16 protein-coding genes are annotated in these 15,482 nt (G+C 40.9%); 5 read left to right on the top strand and 11 right to left on the bottom strand.

Annotated elements, in window-relative coordinates:
- Nucleotides 1-433 precede the first annotated feature (433 nt).
- The 5 genes from ANA7108_RS0122780 to ANA7108_RS0122800 form a co-directional block, all read right to left on the bottom strand.
- A complete protein-coding gene (locus ANA7108_RS0122780; RefSeq protein WP_016953142.1) occupies nucleotides 434-1,168 on the bottom strand; it encodes a Stp1/IreP family PP2C-type Ser/Thr phosphatase in 735 nt (244 codons plus the stop codon).
- A gap of 18 nt (nucleotides 1,169-1,186) precedes the next feature.
- On the bottom strand, nucleotides 1,187-2,872 hold the full coding sequence (locus ANA7108_RS0122785; protein WP_016953143.1) for an AarF/ABC1/UbiB kinase family protein: 1,686 nt from the start codon (nucleotides 2,870-2,872) through the stop codon (nucleotides 1,187-1,189).
- A gap of 173 nt (nucleotides 2,873-3,045) precedes the next feature.
- A complete protein-coding gene (locus ANA7108_RS0122790) occupies nucleotides 3,046-3,369 on the bottom strand; it encodes a DUF6825 family protein (protein WP_016953144.1) in 324 nt (107 codons plus the stop codon).
- Nucleotides 3,370-3,685: 316 nt separating this feature from the next.
- Nucleotides 3,686-4,684 carry an aspartate carbamoyltransferase catalytic subunit gene (locus ANA7108_RS0122795; protein WP_016953145.1) on the bottom strand — a complete coding sequence of 333 codons (999 nt, stop codon included), beginning with the start codon at nucleotides 4,682-4,684 and terminating at the stop codon, nucleotides 3,686-3,688.
- Nucleotides 4,685-4,861: 177 nt separating this feature from the next.
- Nucleotides 4,862-6,055, bottom strand: a complete 1,194-nt coding sequence (locus ANA7108_RS0122800; RefSeq protein ID WP_026104399.1) for an RNA-guided endonuclease TnpB family protein — start codon at nucleotides 6,053-6,055, stop codon at nucleotides 4,862-4,864.
- Nucleotides 6,056-6,117: 62 nt separating this feature from the next.
- Here ANA7108_RS0122800 and ANA7108_RS31090 point away from each other — a divergent pair, with 62 nt between their 5' ends.
- Complete coding sequence (locus ANA7108_RS31090; protein WP_016953147.1) at nucleotides 6,118-6,297, top strand: hypothetical protein; 180 nt, start codon at nucleotides 6,118-6,120, stop codon at nucleotides 6,295-6,297.
- 112 nt (nucleotides 6,298-6,409) lie between these two features.
- Here the strand turns inward: ANA7108_RS31090 and mgtE are convergent, their stop codons facing one another.
- Nucleotides 6,410-7,759: a magnesium transporter gene (gene mgtE / locus ANA7108_RS0122810; RefSeq protein WP_016953148.1), complete on the bottom strand. Its 1,350-nt coding sequence runs from the start codon at nucleotides 7,757-7,759 to the stop codon at nucleotides 6,410-6,412.
- A gap of 595 nt (nucleotides 7,760-8,354) precedes the next feature.
- Between mgtE and ANA7108_RS0122815 the strand changes: the two genes are divergently transcribed.
- Both ANA7108_RS0122815 and ANA7108_RS0122820 read left to right on the top strand, forming a co-directional pair.
- Nucleotides 8,355-8,780 carry a DUF4363 family protein gene (locus tag ANA7108_RS0122815; RefSeq protein ID WP_016953149.1) on the top strand — a complete coding sequence of 142 codons (426 nt, stop codon included), beginning with the start codon at nucleotides 8,355-8,357 and terminating at the stop codon, nucleotides 8,778-8,780.
- Between the two features lie 38 nt (nucleotides 8,781-8,818).
- Nucleotides 8,819-9,094: a hypothetical protein gene (locus ANA7108_RS0122820; RefSeq protein ID WP_016953150.1), complete on the top strand. Its 276-nt coding sequence runs from the start codon at nucleotides 8,819-8,821 to the stop codon at nucleotides 9,092-9,094.
- A gap of 126 nt (nucleotides 9,095-9,220) precedes the next feature.
- Here ANA7108_RS0122820 and ANA7108_RS0122825 read toward each other — a convergent pair whose 3' ends face one another.
- A complete protein-coding gene (locus tag ANA7108_RS0122825) occupies nucleotides 9,221-9,709 on the bottom strand; it encodes a hypothetical protein (protein WP_016953151.1) in 489 nt (162 codons plus the stop codon).
- 165 nt (nucleotides 9,710-9,874) lie between these two features.
- Between ANA7108_RS0122825 and ANA7108_RS0122830 the strand changes: the two genes are divergently transcribed.
- Complete coding sequence (locus ANA7108_RS0122830) at nucleotides 9,875-11,770, top strand: serine/threonine-protein kinase (protein WP_016953152.1); 1,896 nt, start codon at nucleotides 9,875-9,877, stop codon at nucleotides 11,768-11,770.
- Between the two features lie 317 nt (nucleotides 11,771-12,087).
- Nucleotides 12,088-12,726 carry an NADPH-dependent F420 reductase gene (locus ANA7108_RS0122835; RefSeq protein WP_016953153.1) on the top strand — a complete coding sequence of 213 codons (639 nt, stop codon included), beginning with the start codon at nucleotides 12,088-12,090 and terminating at the stop codon, nucleotides 12,724-12,726.
- A gap of 114 nt (nucleotides 12,727-12,840) precedes the next feature.
- On the opposite strand, the gene ANA7108_RS0122840 is transcribed toward ANA7108_RS0122835, so the two are convergent.
- From ANA7108_RS0122840 to ndhL, 4 genes are all read right to left on the bottom strand, one after another.
- Nucleotides 12,841-13,497: a hypothetical protein gene (locus ANA7108_RS0122840; protein ID WP_016953154.1), complete on the bottom strand. Its 657-nt coding sequence runs from the start codon at nucleotides 13,495-13,497 to the stop codon at nucleotides 12,841-12,843.
- A 242-nt stretch (nucleotides 13,498-13,739) separates the two neighbouring features.
- Nucleotides 13,740-14,543, bottom strand: a complete 804-nt coding sequence (gene trpA, locus ANA7108_RS0122845) for a tryptophan synthase subunit alpha (RefSeq protein WP_016953155.1) — start codon at nucleotides 14,541-14,543, stop codon at nucleotides 13,740-13,742.
- A 153-nt stretch (nucleotides 14,544-14,696) separates the two neighbouring features.
- Entirely contained in the window at nucleotides 14,697-14,999 is a 303-nt protein-coding gene (locus ANA7108_RS0122850) for a DUF3007 family protein (protein WP_016953156.1), read from the bottom strand.
- Between the two features lie 25 nt (nucleotides 15,000-15,024).
- Nucleotides 15,025-15,234 carry an NAD(P)H-quinone oxidoreductase subunit L gene (gene ndhL, locus ANA7108_RS29145; RefSeq protein WP_084776965.1) on the bottom strand — a complete coding sequence of 70 codons (210 nt, stop codon included), beginning with the start codon at nucleotides 15,232-15,234 and terminating at the stop codon, nucleotides 15,025-15,027.
- Between the last annotated feature and the right edge of the window lie 248 nt (nucleotides 15,235-15,482).

The raw sequence follows: 15,482 nt of genomic DNA on the forward strand, positions 1-15,482 counted from the left end.
CTCTAAGATTGGATTTTCTGCTTGGATATTTTGCACCTAGAGCTACTAATATGTAACTTAAGTCTGCTAACTAAGTTATATTTATTGCGGATAAATAAACTAGGGTTGCAACTCAAGTGGGTTTTAGAATGCGCCTAGGGTTGGTTGAATTCTCTCCTTACATTTACGACTGGCAAGGGTGAAAGGTGCGAGATGTTTATTGCTGAGATTATGTAAATTTAGCCTCATCGGGTAAATTTAGAGGTTAAAGATATTTTTATCAATTTGTAAATAAGAAAAATGCTCAGATTGAACAAAATGCTGAGTATATTTACTCGAATTGTCAATAGTCACTGGTAATTTGTCAGTTGTTGATCATTTAACCAATGACTAAAAACAGAGAAATGGTATCAGTGACTCATTTCCAATCACCAATGACTATTAACCAATTAAATTAAGAATTTTCCTCGACAGCGACAATGACAATAGTGATGTTGTCATGACCACCTTCTTCCTTAGCAGCTTCAACCAAAGAGAAGGCTGCTTTATCTAGCCAGGGTGTATCTTTGAGGTAGCTAGAAATTTTTTGGTCAACGAGTTCCTCAGTTAGTCCATCACTACATAACAACAAGCGATCGCCAACTTGTAGTTCTAGTGGTTGCACATCAACATGATGCACATCTTCACGCCCCAAACAGCGGGATAAAACATGGCGATAGGGATGCAACCTAGCCTCATCGACAGAGAGATCACCCATTTTTATGGCTCTGGCTATCCAAGTATGGTCTTCTGTGATTTGTTGCAGTTGCGAGTCACGAAAGCGGTATAGTCGTGAATCACCAATGTGGGCGCACAGAGGCTGTTCTTGTCGACGGAAAAGTACGACTACAGCAGTTGTCCCCATATCAGATCGTTCCGGGTGATTTTGCTGATCTTGCAAAATAGCTGCATTCGCTGCTAACAAAGCCTGCTCTAATAATTCTGGTGACGATTGAGAAGACTGCCAATTTGCTGTCAAATAAGCCTCTATTTCCTGGGTAGCAATGCGACTAGCTTCTTCACCTCCTGCATGACCACCCATACCATCAGCAACTATGAAAAATCGTCCTTCTGGGTCTATGTGGTAAGCATCTTGATTATTAGAACGAATAAGTCCCGGATCGGTACAACCGGTAAAGTTAAGTTTCATAAATTTTTTTGGAAACAATTAATACATACGATCATAACGGTCGAGGCGTAAAAGTAGACGGATTAGTATGATTGAGACTGCTGCTGCGATTAAACCAGCCAAAATTGCCAACCATAGTTCATGATTCACTAAGAGAATCGTAGCTGAAACTGTAAATCCACTGATTATTAGAGCGTAGCTTGTTCCTAGTTGAATGTTACTCTGCCTGCGTAGTAATCGTTCTGTTTCTACAGAGCGAACCCGCACGCGAATATCTCCACGTTCTAGCTTATCTAGTGTATCCTCTAATCTTCGTGGTAATCCTAAGGCAGTACTACTGACTTGCACCGCTTGACGACTTAATTCATTCAAGAAACTATTCCCCTCTGAACCATTGTTGTCGGTAATAAGCTGCATAGCATAGGGCTGGGCAACTTCCATAAAATTAAATTCTGGATCTAGTCCCTTGCCTACCCCCTCTAGGGTAGAAAAAGCCCGCATTACAAAAGTGAAAGTTGCAGGAAATCTAAATGGTTGATCGTAAGCTATTTGGTAAAGGTCTTCACTAATAGCGGCAACTGATTGGTTTTCAAAGGGCTTATCCATGAAATTGTCCAGCATATACTGGACAGAACGTCGTACAGGCCCCATGTCGTCTGTGGGTGCGATCGCACCCAAATCTATGAGAGACTGAACCACACGATCGCCATCTTTTTGAGCGATACCAAACAGCGTTTCCATTAGTCCTTCGCGGACATTGGCTTTAATCCGCCCCATCATCCCGAAATCATAGAAAATCAAAGCCCCATCTGGGCTAACTGCTAGATTACCAGGGTGAGGATCAGCGTGGAAGAAACCATTATTAAGTAGCTGGTGTAAGTAAGCTTGAGCGCCATAACGAGCGATCGCTTTTCTATCTACACCCGCCGCCTCTAAAGCTTCATATTGGCTAACTTTAATCCCCGGAACATACTCCAACGTAATCACTCTTGAGGTGGTGTAACGCCAGTAAACCCGTGGAACCTTCACCCAGTCATAAGCGCGAAAGTTACGGCGAAAAGTATCAGCATTGCGACCTTCATTGAGATAATCGATTTCTTCCCAAAGAATGCGACAACATTCTTCATAAATGCCCATCCAATCTCGTCCCCGTCCCCATTTGGGATGGCTTTGAAAATAACGAGCAATACCTTTGAGAATTTGCAAATCGATTTCAAATAACTTCTTTAGTCCAGGACGCTGTACCTTGACAACAACTGATTCCCCAGAATGCAACACAGCCTTGTGAACTTGCCCCAAACTAGCAGCAGCTAGAGGAATGGGTTCAAAACTCTGGAAGAGTTCGGGAATTTCTTTACTAAGTTCTTGTTCAATAATCGCTTCTACTTGCTCATAGCTGAATGCTGGAACTCTATCTTGTAGTTTAGATAGTTCTTCCACGTATTCACCAGGGAAGATATCAGCACGGGTAGAAAACAGTTGCCCTACTTTAATAAAAGTCGGTCCCAAGTCCAAAAACGTATTTCTAATCCAGATAGCTTGGGCTTTACGCCTAGCTGATTGCTTTAACTCAGTAACGCCACCAGGATAACTCCAAGCTTTGTTAAAGCGCCAAAGTTTAAACATCAAGGTCAATACAAACGACCAAATGTCTATAAAGCGCCTTTTGCTAGAATAGCTTTCACGATTCCAACGGTATGCCTTATCTGAGTAACCTTGTTCCATATTTTTTGCTTACCGTTGGTTTTCAACCGAATCACCAGTAAAAAAAGACACTCTAAATTTTAAACTCTTGTTATCAACTTTGAGCAAAAGCCAATTGGGGTTAACTGAGGAGTGGTGATTGGAGATTTGGTACTAGAAAAAATCCTTACCAATTACCTTTTTCCCAATTATCTCTATTTGGAACTAGTGCGATATTTTTGCAATTCAGTCCGCAACAGGGCGATTTCTGCTCGTAATTCATCGATATCTGCTTGCAAGTCACCTGAACCAGAATCAGTGGGAGTAGTACCTGTGGTTGTACCAGTTTTTGCAGCTTCAGCTGCCTGATTAGCTCTGGCTATGACTTCATCTGTAAACTGGCGCAGCTGTTCTCTGGCCTCGGCATCAAATTTGCCCAATTCACTCAGAGCATCGGTCAAAGCGACCTCTACCCGTTCATTAATTACTTCGGCTACTGCTCTGCCTACGAAAAAGGCTTGCACAAGTGGATTACTCATAAATTTTTGTAAAGTTGCTCCGCAAGAAAATTATAGCTTGACTAGATACGGTAATGCTTCTCTTTGTGAGTTTTGGGTAGGAGTATAGTCAAGTCAGATTATTCGCTTCAACGTATTCTTAGGGATATGTACAATAATCATTAAAATTAAAGCAAATTTGTTTTGACAAGTAATGATTAAGCGAAGATAATGTGGATGTGAACAGTTACCCAAAAAATTAATTATCTCATCCTCATAGCATAAAAATCACTTTTCCTCTTTCTGTACCCCTGCCTTAAAAGTGATGGGATATTTTTTTATTTGCAACTCTCTAAATTCATGAAACCTTACCACTACCGATAAAATACAACAACGCCATTCGCACTGCAACACCGCTGGTAACTTGCGATTGAATTAAACTAAATTCAGGATCATCCATTAAATCAGAACTAATTTCCACACCTCGGTTAACTGGACCTGGATGCAAAACCTTAACGTTAGGTTTACAGAGTTTTAACTTGGCGCGAGTAATGCCAAATAGTTGATGATATTCTCTTAAACTTGGTAATAAATGCGCTGTCATGCGTTCTTTTTGTAACCGCAGTGTCATGACAAAATCGGCATTTTCTAAAGCTGGTTCTAGTTGCCAATGTGTAAATAACCGTTGAGAATTTTCTGTGGCTCCTAAATATTCAGCAAAGAATTTAGGTAATAATGTTGGAGGCGCGGCCAGATGGACTTCTGCACCACTAGCGGTGAGACTCCAAATGTTAGAACGAGCTACGCGAGAATGGAGAATATCGCCAACAATAGCAATTTTTTTACCTGCTAATAATTCTATGCGAGGTTGGGCTGGATCTATTAAGCTACAAATGGTAAATAAATCAAGTAATCCTTGAGATGGATGTTCATGTTGTCCATCACCAGCATTGAGAACACTTACTTTTACACCTAAACGATCCATTTCTTGGGCGATCGCTTGGGGAACACCTGCATCCTTATGGCGGATCACCATAATATCAGTTCCCATTGCCAAATAAGTCTTGGCTGTATCCAGAATTGTTTCTCCCTTTGTCATGGAAGAGGTAGCAGCCGCAAAATTTAACGTATCCGCACTAAGTCTTTTGGCCGCAATTTCAAAACTGCTGCGGGTGCGGGTAGAAGGTTCAAAAAATAAATTTGCTACCACTTGTCCCTGTAAAGTTGGGACTTTCTTTGTGCGTCGTGATAGTACCTCTTGAAAGGAAGCCGCAGTTTGTAAAACGGCGTTATATTCAGCCGTTGTGAAATCAGCTAGAGAAAGAATGTGATGACGATTCCAAGTAGTAGTAGGCATAAATAGCTATTAGTTGCAGTTGTAGAGAATGATACTAAGTGTTCTCTACAGCTTGTGAATTTGTATATGCAGTCGCAATGATAACACCTGTGTTCTAGCACTTTTCTGTGCCAATCTGATTCAGTTTAAGTGACACACTCCACACACTGACCTGAGTACAGGTACAGTGTGGGCTTCTCAACCAATCCGGCTATTGCTTAGGAGGCGTTGAGCTTTAAGAACCGCGTGACCGTCGGCTCTTTTTAAAATATTCCGCGCTGCGTTATGATCGCGGTGAAGACTACACCCACAATTAGGGCAGTCATGCCATCGAATATGCAGTTTTTTAGGAACTTTCACACCACAATTAGAGCAATCTTGACTTGTACCAGATGGATTCACAGCAATCGCACACAACCCAGCATTTTCGGCTTTGGTTGATAGGATTGACAAGAAACTACCCCATCCAGCATCGTGTACAGATTTTGCTAACATAGAACGAGAAAGACCTTTGACGTTTAAATCTTCGTGAACTACAACATCATATTTTTTCAGTAGATTATTGACTATTTTAAAGTGAAAGTCTTTGCGTTTATCAGCTACTTTTTTGTGTTGTTTAGCAACTTGCTTAATAGCTTTTTTACGCCGATTACTCCCCTTCTTACGGCGTGAAATACGTTTTTGAATAACTCGCAATCGCCTCTGAGCCTTGCGATAGTGTTGAGGAATTGAAACAACATCACCATCGGAAGTTGTCAAAAAATCTTTTAAGCCGAGGTCAATACCTGTAATTGAGTCTGGATTGAAATCAGGCTTAATACCTGGGACTGTTGTATCTTCAAGGCTTAAAGTCAAATAATAACCATCAGCTTTTTTAGTAACAGATGCAGTCTTGATTTTAAAGCCATCTGGAATAGGACGATGCAAAATAACTTTAACTTTACCGAACATCGGTAAAGTTATTAAATTACCTTGTAAACATCCATCTTTCATCTGTGGATATGTAAATGTGCGATCATGGTCACGAGACTTAAACCGAGGTCGTCCACTTCGTTTACCATTGCTATCACCTTTTAAAAAACGGTCAAACGTTACCTTGACTCGTTTAACTATATCCTGTAGCACCTGCGAGTAAATTTCGCCGTACCAAGGATGAGTTTTTTTAAGTTGGGGTAGCGTTTTCTTTTGTGAATAATAATCTGGGTTATCCCGCAATTCTGGTATGTGACACACAAGAGGACAAGCATTAATCGGTGAACGGTTGCATTCGTACCAATCAAATCTATCAGCCAACAAATAATTGTACTGTGAACACAACATAGACAGCCATCTGTCTATCTCGATAGCTTGTTTTGTTGTTGGTCGTAGTTTGTACTGGTACGCTGTTCTCACTTGTCTACTCTCAACCATTAAGAATATACTACCATAGTAGTGACAACAACGGGTAGACAAATATGAAAACTACTAGATTAAATGTCAGGATGTCTGAACGCAGATTAAACAAACTTCGCTCTTATGCTGTAATGAAAGATAAAACAGTCACGCAGATAGTCGAAGACTGGGTTGACAGACTGCCAAATATAGAGAGTGTTAAAAATAACGCTGACCCCCTCCCTATCAATACGCAGGATTGAATTGGTCGGAGGTCGCGTTATTTTTAACCGCCTTATATATCGCCACTGAACGGAGTACCGTTTCAGTGGGAGGCTTACGGCGTAATAGCTAAAGCCCTGACTAAGAGACAATTTAATGTTGTAAATGAAACACATTTAAAGCAATAGAAATCATACTGAGAAAGGTTAAAAAGCCGATGGTATCCAGGAGTGTTGTCACTAATGGACCACTCATTAAAGCTGGATCTAGTTTGAGATGCCTCAAACCCATTGGTAGCAGAGTTCCCAGAGTAACAGCCACCATTGTATTTGTAGCCATAACTGCCCCCGCAACTAAAGCTACCCATCTTTCTTGGGGTTTAGCCCAAATTAGGGAAAGGGCAATCATCGTTAGACCTAAAGCGACAGCTGTTCCTAAACCGGCTAAAAGTTCTTTGCGGAGAATTTTTCCAGTATCTTCGGGTGTGACTTCACCCACTCCTAAACCGCGAATGGTGACTGTTAAAGCTTGTATACCTACAGTCCCACCTGTATTGGAAAATATGGGCATAATCACAGCGAGAACTGGTACAGCAGCGATGACTTGTTGAAAGGGAGCGATCGCACTGGCAGCACCAATATACAATCCCATAATCCCCAATAACCAAGGCAACCGTTTCCGAATTGTGATGTGTGCGGGAGATAAAGCTTCTTCATCACCACTTACCCCTGCCAATTTTTGGATATCTTCTGTGGCTTCTTCTTCTAAAATATCGACGACATCATCAATCGTAATAATACCGACTAATCGATCTTCCCTGTCAACTACAGGCATGGCGATTAAGTCGTAACGCTGCATAATTCGGGCGACTTCTTCCTGTAAGGTTTCTGTTTTAACTTTGACAACGTGGGAACTAGCAATATCTTTAATTAAAACATCGGGAAAGGTAAATAATAGCTGACGCAAAGAAACAACACTGACTAAAGTGCGATTATCATCCGTAACATAGGCATAGTAAATTGTTTCCTTATCTTCGTCTTGAAGGCGGATTTTACTTAAGGCTTCACCGACTGTTAAACCTTCTCGTAACCGCACGTATTCAGTTGTCATTACTCGGCCTGCAGTCCCTTCAGGATAGCCAAGAATTGTCGCGGTAGCTTGTCTTTGTTCGTTACTAAGTTGTTGTAATAACCGTTTGACTACTCCTGCTGGTAGTTCATCAAATAATTCTGCCCGTTCATCGGGACTCATTTCTTCAACGAGGTGTACTACCTGGGCATCATGGAGGGAATTGATTAATTCTTCCTGTACTTCTGTGGGTAGATATTCAAAAACATCTATGGCCTGAGGCTTGTTGAGCAGACGAAATGCGATTGCTCGCTGTTTTTCAGGTAATTGTGAGATGTATTCCCCCACATCCACTGGTTGCAAGCAGTTTAAATCACATTTCAATTGGTTTAAGTCAGCAATATCTAAAGAATTGCGAACGTCTTGTGTCAGCATTATAAACACCTCCTAATATCTCCCCCGCGCTGGGAGACTATCTCGCCAGCTTAGAGGAGGTTGCTACTGCCATCTGGTGGACATTTGTCCATAAAATCTCAAAAACTCACTCAATATTGATAATTTAATCAAGCCATTGTCAGTCTATCATCCTAACCCAGAATGGTTTTCTCGGATAGATGCCTGGTACTAATACCTCTGCTGGCAGTACTTTACACTAGAATGGCTTTTGCCACCTTGATTTTTGTTTAATTTAGTGATCCTACTACTGTATTAATCTGTGTCAAGTCAATTAGCCTATTTACTCACAAACTTCACAGGCTCAAAATATTTGGTTTACAAAAAATAGTTTTTTTTTAAATTTAAAGAGATAAAAACAGAGCTATTTCATTCTAAAAATTAGCTAAAGTGTGACTAGAAAAAAAAACAGAGCCACTGATCTGCTGCCGTTTTTTCAAAAATTTAGCGATGATATAACTTGATGCTCAAATTACGGGCAGATGAAAGGTTTGCTGATATAGTAAATGATATCGTCGGTTGTTGACGATTTTTCAGGATTTAAAATACTTTACACAATTTATTTCAGAGAGGTATTATGAAACGCTTAATCTACATTATTCCCATAACGGCAATTAGTTTACTGACATTAGTAGGCTGCAACAGCGCAGAACAATCTACTACTGAAACTCCCACTGCTACTGAAACAACTGGGGGAACAAAAGTATCTGCTACTCCTGGTGCTACCCAGGGAGGTTTTGATAGTTTAAGCAGCGTAGTTTCAAAAACAAAAGCTGCGGTGGAAGCTGGCAAATTTGACACGGCTCAACAAGAATTTGATAAATTTGAAGACTATTGGTCTAAAGTTGAAGATGGTGTCAAAACTAAATCTTCAAAAACTTATAATGCGATAGAAGATACTGTTACCCAGGTGAAGGGTGATCTGAAAGCAAAAGATAAAGCAAAAGCTCTTAAGCAATTACAGATACTGAATACAAATATAGCCACTGCTTCCAAAGGGTGAAAAATAACTAACATAATTTCCAATGGAGATTTTGGATAATGCGTTCATTTCGCAAATACCACCGGACTCTGGCGATTATTCTGGCTTTACCACTTTTTGTAACATTGCTAACTGGCATTGCCGCTACACTAGTTGGTGAGTGGTCAGCTAACCTTGGTGTTCCACGTAGTTTATTGCTTTCTATTCATCGCGGTGAAATCTTTAATTTACAGGGAATATACCCGATTTTGAATGGAATTGGACTATTGGGTTTATTGGTGACTGGATTGAGTATGACGAGTTTATTTGGTAGAAAAAAGTCAAAATCTCAGTAGCGCTAAAAAAAGCATAACTGCCATTTCGTTAACTCCTTGTGTCCTCAAATATCTTATTAGTCCACTTTCGTGGGCTTTGTCTGTCTACATTCCCACACAGCACACGCAACACCACAACCCCTATTTTCACTCTTCTGGTAAACTATCAAATACTTGTTTAACTAAGTCTTTAGTCTTATCTTCCAAATTCTGCCAATCCACTTCGCCCGAATCATCGATTAAACTAGTATCAATACCCACTGCGAAATTTTCACAACCGTAATTTAGAAAACAGACTTGGTAACAAATATCCCACAAATCCACATTCACTTGCTGCTCTTGACGTTGCAAGCGCAGATGGTATCCTGGATGGGGCATAGGCAAACGAGTCAGAGTTTCCTTAATTTCCTCTATCTGTTCCGGTGTAGAAGTTTCCATAGCTACCAACAACTGATTTACCAAAGCTTTTGTTTCATCAGTAGTGTGAGATGGCCAAATCAGGACATCGTGGTAAGTTCCTTTCCAGGAAGATACATCAAGATGCTTGCGAATATTATCAACAACGCGAATAAAAGCAGGTTGCATAAGGATTTCAGCTTGCTGCCATGTAGTGGAGTTTGTTATCTTAGGTGGCATCGCTAATTAAGGGAGATACTGAACAAAAAGTAAAAATTTGTTGGTTTTCTGAAAAAACTATGTTGTTAGTCTAAATCTTTTCTCAAGATAGCGGATTTCCTCAAAGAAAATTTGGAGATATTGACTACTATCTGGAAAATTAGGTGTTAAAACTGGGGAGGGAATATGATAGGCAAATTATTAGACCATCGATACCAAGTCATACGCATTTTGGCAACGGGAGGATTTGGTCAAACCTATATTGCCCAAGATACCAGACGGCCAGGTCATCCTATCTGTGTTGTTAAACACCTCAAACCGAACAGCACTGACCCCAAAATTTTTGAAACGGCTAAACGTCTATTTAACAACGAAGCCGAAACTTTAGAAAAACTGGGTAATCATGATCAAATACCCCGTTTACTGGCTTATTTTGACGAAAACCAAGAATTTTTCCTAGTCCAAGAATATATTGACGGACATACCCTGAATGAGGAACTGATACCCGGTCAACCTTGGAATGAAAGCCAGGTTATACAACTGTTGCTAGAAGTTCTGGGTATTTTGGAATTTGTTCATCAAGAAGGTGTTATTCACCGCGATATCAAGCCAGATAATATCATCCGTCGTGCTGCTGACTATAGATTAGTTTTAGTAGATTTTGGCGCAGTTAAACAATTAAGCTCTCCATTAGTTACTGCTGGGGGACAACTTACCGCTACAGTGGCTATTGGTACACCGGGTTATATGCCTACCGAACAAGGACAAGGTAAACCCCGTCCTAATAGTGATATTTATGCTCTTGGTATTATTGCTATTCAAGCATTAACAGGAGTCTCAGCCAAGCAATTACAAGAAGATCCGAATACAGGTGAAATCCTCTGGCAACATTTTATTCCTGTGAACTACCGCTTGGCAGAAATCCTCAGTAAGATGGTGCGTTATCACTTCAAAGACCGCTACCAAACTGCTACGGAAGCATTGCAAGTCTGTAGAGAGTTGTTAAATCTTACTTCTGCATCTTCTGCATATTCAGCGTCTCCCAAACAAATTAGCTACCAACCCCCCAAACCCTCATCTCAAGTATTTTCACAGCATACGGTAGCTATTGCTCCCGCTAATCCGGTAGTTAGCAAACCTGTTCGTAAAGACTGTTCTAGCCAACCTGATCCATTACCTTTATTAATTGGCATTTTATTGGCAGGTGGTGCAGCTGCTTTGGTAACAAATTTGTATCCCAATGTGAAAAATGTAGCTGCTAATTGGACAGGGAACAACAGCACATCAGCTAAAAACTGCTCGGCTACGGTGGCGGCTAATTCTAATATCCGCTCTGAACCGAGTGCGATTAATTCTGATAATATTTTGAAAACTGTCGGTGAGGACAGTGGGTTCGATGTGAGTGGTAAACGGACGAAACGAGGCTGGATACAAGTTAAGCTCAAATCTGGACGTTTGGCTTGGGCGCACTCGGATGTCATTACTAATCAAGAACAATGGATTGCTTGCTTACGAGATCAAGGGGTTTCTATTCAAACTGTGGAAGACAGTCCCTTAATTGCATCTCGACCTATTCCTGTAGTGACTCCTGGGACGGAAACGGCAGTAAAATCGACTTCTCAACCTGAATCAGCCCCTGTTAGTGCCAATCAGGAGAAAATTGTCGAAACAGCTAGACGGAAGTTTGAATCAGGAGATTTGCCTGGTGCGATCGCTATACTCAGATCAATCCCTGCTAATGCTGCTTCTGGAATTAAAGAAACAGTCGAAATTATTAATCAATGGCAAAGTGATTGGGCAAAGGCAGAAGCGCTGGCTAATGAAATTAATCAAGCTATTGATAACGGCCAATGGGATAAAGTTCTAGCTTATCGAGATCATCCAGAAAAGTTACCCAATATAAAATATTGGCAAGATAAATTAGAACCAATGTTTAAACAAGCCGCAGAAAATGTTGCTAAACAGGCTATATATGAGAAAAGTAACCAAGTCAATCAAAATACTTCTCACCAAAAAATAAAAGCATCCGATGATAAAACACCAACTCCTCAAGAAAACAATCACAACGATTTGACAAATTAAAAAGAGATTGCTCCACGATCAGAAGATAAACGAAAATAGTGGCTGAAAACCCAGCCCTATATAGATTTTATCAATGTCTACCCAGCTAATAACCCACATTTTCTGCTTTAAATTGTTTAAATGAAAGTACATACTTCCATAATTACGGCTCTTAACCATGTACAAGCAGGAGAATAATTATTACTTTGATACCAACGCATAAATACAGAAAATCCTGGCATTAATACTGGAGTAGCTAAAATTTTTAATTGTTGACTTTTAGCAAATTCAGGTACTCAAACAGCAAAGCTAGTATTAGAACTATTGGGACTCGGTTTATGAAAATTGCATTTATTGGTATTGGTAATGTGGGTGCAGCACTTGGCGATCGCTTACAAAAATTAGGCCATGATGTAACTATAGCTGCCCGTGACCCGCAATCAAAATCAGTTCAGGAAGCTTTAGCACGCAATTCTGCCCTGAAAGTCGAGTCACCCACCACAGCAGTTAGTACCGCAGAAGTTGTATTTCTCGCTACACCTTTTCCTGCGATCAATTCTGCTCTTACCCCACTGCAATCTGCTCTTGATGGTAAAATTCTAGTGGATTGCACTAACCCTGTAAGTGCTGGATTAAAGCATGGTTTAGATAGCAAAATTTCTGGTAGTGAAACCATACAACAGATAGTTCCCCACGCTTATGTAGTCAAAGCCTTTACCATTTATGGCTATGAGAACTTTGAAAATAGTCAGTATCCCGGTTATGGTGATTTGCAACCAGCAATGTTAATCGCTGGTGATGATTTAACCGCTAAAAAAACAGTGGCTGACCTATGCTCTCAATTGGGTTGGGAAGCAGTTGATACAGGTAATCTGTCCATGAGTCTTCATCTTGAACATATGACTTTACTCTGGATTAAAATGGCCAGAGTCCAGGGATTAGGAGTAGATTTTACCTGGGCAATGTTAAAACGATAATCTACTAACAGCAATCTCTTTCCTTTATTCCTAAGTTCACAGGCATTCTAAGATTATATGGGGGCGTATTGCATACGCCCCTGTGCCTAGAATTATTAAATTTTTTTGACTTGTTTAGTGTAATTCGTCGTATTCTGCTGTTTCCATGCGTCTGGCTTCTGTGCGAGTGGAAGGTAAAAACTCAGCCCGTCGAACAGTTGCTAGAGGTGGTGTAGGACCATTGTAGGGGTGAATTACCTGTACAGTGCGGGTAGGACGATGTTGTTTTGGAGAAAACAAAGCCAAGACACCAGCTACAACCACTCCACCACCAATGGTTAGAGTTGCCCCACCAACTGCCCAAACTATGGGTGAAGACCACCAAGGATTTTGTTCAGGTGGTAGTGCAGCTACTTTTTGTTGATTGAACTGCTGGGCTGATTCCCACTGCTTCTGGGTTAAATTTTGGGCTTGCAGCTGAAGTTGTTGGTTTTGCAACACTAACTGTTGGTTGTCGTTTTTCAACTTCTCCATTTGCATATTCAGCTTTTCCATTTCTAGACGCTGGTCAGAATTGGGCGCAACAGGCTGTAGATTTGGATAGACAGGTTGCCCGTAAGGTGAATATTGCACAGGTTGCTGCATAACCTGGGGCTGAACAAACGCGGCTGGCATTTGTGGGGCAGCAGCGAAGTTAGATTGTTGTATAGGAGTATTTGTTCCTTTCAGCAATAGGAGAGCCGCCAAACCAGCTACAGCAACTCCGCCGATAAATGCCATACTTTCACTCATCGCTTTTACCCCTTAACCACGACGGCAGCATAACTTAACTTTGACTGACTCACGCTCACACTCATAATTATTTGCCTGCTTTGACTTAAATATAAGACTCAAACTATAAGCAGATTTTTCAGGTAGTTTTTTTTTACCTGGTATGTGCTGTTAATATTCAAGACTATATCAGTCAAATTGTCCACTAATGGATGATAAAAAAACTACGCTGTTATACTTTTTAATCTACTTTCTCCAAATCATCAAGAGGAAGTTTTGATAGCTGTCTTCAAATTTTGGCAAAATTGAGCGATCGCACTGAGTCCTTCTTCGGGTGTTCCTTCTGCTAACCGCTTGACAATAGCACTACCGACAATTGCGGCATCTGCGCCCCATTCCTGGACTTGACGAGCTTGTTCTATGTCAGAAATACCAAAGCCCACGCCGATAGGTTTATCTGTAACCTTGCGAATTTGTGTGAGTAAATCGGAAACTCGGCTTTCCATTTGCGATCGCATTCCTGTTACCCCAGTCACACTGACCAAATAGATAAATCCTTGAGAAGCACGAGCGATCGCTTCAATCCTCTGGGCAGAACTTGTAGGAGCCACCAACAGAGTTAAATCTATTCCCACCTCACTCGCTGGTTGCAACAATCCTCCTGCTTCTTCTAAAGGTAAATCAGGAACTACTAAACCCGCTACACCAGCCGCCTGAATTTGCTGGAGAAACTTTTCAATTCCTCGATGTAAAATTGGGTTGTAATAGGTAAATAAAATAATTGGTGCTTTTAAACTGGGAGTAGTTGCTTGTAGCATTTCCAGCACCCGATCCAAAGTAGTACCACGCTCCAAAGCGCGAGTAGCTGCTGCTTGAATCACGGGACCATCTGCCAAAGGGTCAGAATAGGGAACACCTAACTCAATAATATCCGCTCCAGAGCGATCTAAAATTTGTAAAGCCTTAGCAGTGGTTTCTAAATCAGGATCACCGGCAGTAATAAACGGAATCAGAGCGCACTCTTGATTCCGTCTCAGGGTTTCAAAACAACGAGAAATTGCAGTCATTAGTCAGTTGTCAGGGAATTGGGAATTGGGAATTGGGAATTGGGAATTGGGAATAGTTAGAAGGTTATTCTCCGCGTCCCCGTGTCTCCTCATCTCCGCGTCTCCCCATCTTCCCATCTTCCCTGTCACCTGTCACCTGTCACCTGTCACCTATCACCTGTCACCTAATTCTATTTCAGCTTGAATTTTTGCTAATTCTTCAGGAGTGAGTTCATCTAGTCGCTTTTGCAGGAAAGCTTTTTCATATTCTTCCCGTTGTTGATGGTAGGTCATTTTTTTACCCCCTGCACGGAAAAGATATGTGGCTAACCAGCCTATCAAGCCAACAACCAGTAAGAATTGGCTCCAAATACCAGCATTCTGACCATCTAAACCGATTAGCTGCAATCCTGCATAAGCCAAGCCACCAGCCACAAAAACACCTAAGCCAATTCCGATTGCATCAATGCGTCGCATGAGAATAATGACCTACCAATCTAAATTAAACAATTTGTCTACGCCGGGGTCGCAAATTCACAATCGGGGAAAGCAGCAACAAACCCGGAAAGAAGAAGAACACTAAAAAGTACATAAACCCACGCTCTATAGAGCTTGCTGTGTACCAACGCAGCTTTAGATAAAGCATTACAACCATTGGTACTACCAGAAGATAAGCTCCGGCCAAAATCAGATACAGTAGCGCTACAACCATAATTCTTTGTCGGATTATATGAAACTATTTGGTGCGTCCATTTCTCATGATATGCTGAATGGCTGAACCAAGGGAAGTATCATTCTTGGTTTTTGCCAGGAAAGCAAATAAATTTTCCAACTACTTGTCATAATTGGAAAAAACAGCTAAGATTATGATATAATGTGATTTCGCAATCAAACGCGGCTGAGTAGCTAAGTTAAAAAACTCATAACATGAGTAGATAATTTAGGTGCTAAATAAAAAAA

The organism is Anabaena sp. PCC 7108 (assembly GCF_000332135.1).
Taxonomy (GTDB): domain Bacteria; phylum Cyanobacteriota; class Cyanobacteriia; order Cyanobacteriales; family Nostocaceae; genus Anabaena.